2 protein-coding genes are annotated in these 1,000 nt (G+C 32.2%); both read right to left on the reverse strand.

All coding sequences use genetic code 11. The annotated features are described in order from the left end of the window. Positions 1 to 173: 2-deoxy-D-gluconate 3-dehydrogenase (locus I6E31_12415; GenBank protein ID MCF2640761.1), on the reverse strand; the 173-nt coding region annotated here is incomplete at its 3' end. A 53-nt stretch (positions 174 to 226) separates the two neighbouring features. Continuing rightward, the coding region (kduI, locus tag I6E31_12420; protein MCF2640762.1) for a 5-dehydro-4-deoxy-D-glucuronate isomerase at positions 227 to 1,000 on the reverse strand (774 nt) is incomplete at its 5' end.

Genomic DNA, 1,000 nt, shown 5'->3' on the forward strand with positions numbered 1-1,000 from the left:
TCTACTAATTCTCTAGTTTCATCCCATGCTGTATCATAAGTTACTACAAATAAGTCTGCTCCTGCTTTAGCTAATGCTGCTACATATGCTTGTCCTAGTCCTGTATTTCCTCCAGTTACAACTGCTACTTTTCCTTCTAATGAGAAGAAGTTCATGTTAAAATTTTCTAATATATTTAATTCTGACATAATTTTTCACTCCTTATTAAATTTAATATTTTCTAAAATTATCTTAAATCATCCATTGCTACATGATCCATATCTGTAAATGTTTGGTTTTCTCCAGCCATTCCCCATATAAATGTATAGTTCTTTGTTCCCACTCCTGAATGAATTGACCATGATGGAGAGATTACTGCTTGTTCATTTCCCATTACTATGTGTCTTGTTTCATTTGGTTCTCCCATTAAATGGAAAACTTTATTGTCATCTGTCATATCAAAGTATAGGTATACTTCCATTCTTCTTTCATGTGTGTGACAAGGCATTGTGTTCCACATATTGTTTGGCTCTAACATTGTCATTCCCATTACTAATTGACATGATTGACATACTGCTGGATGCACATATTGGTATATTGTTCTCTTATTTGAGTTAGCTAGATCTCCTAGATGTACTTTATTAGCCTTTTCTAGATTAATCATAACTGTTGGATAAGTTTTGTGAGCTGGTGATGAGTTAATATAGAATTTAGCTGGATTTTTCTCATCAGCTGAAGTGAACACTAGTTCTTTTGAACCCATTCCAACATATAACCCTTCTCTTGATTTAACTTCATATTCAACTCCATCAATAACTACTTTTCCATCTCCACCGATATTAATTACTCCAAGTTCTCTTCTTTCTAAGAAGTATTCTGATCCTAATTCTTTACATCCTTCTAATTTAAGAGCTTTTTTAACCGGTGTAATTCCTCCAGCAATAACTCTATCTACATGTGAATAAACTAGGTTTACTTCATCTTCTATAAATACTTTTTCTATTAAATAATGTTTTCTTAA

Source organism: Fusobacterium varium (assembly GCA_021531615.1).
Taxonomy (GTDB): Bacteria; Fusobacteriota; Fusobacteriia; order Fusobacteriales; family Fusobacteriaceae; genus Fusobacterium_A; species Fusobacterium_A varium_C.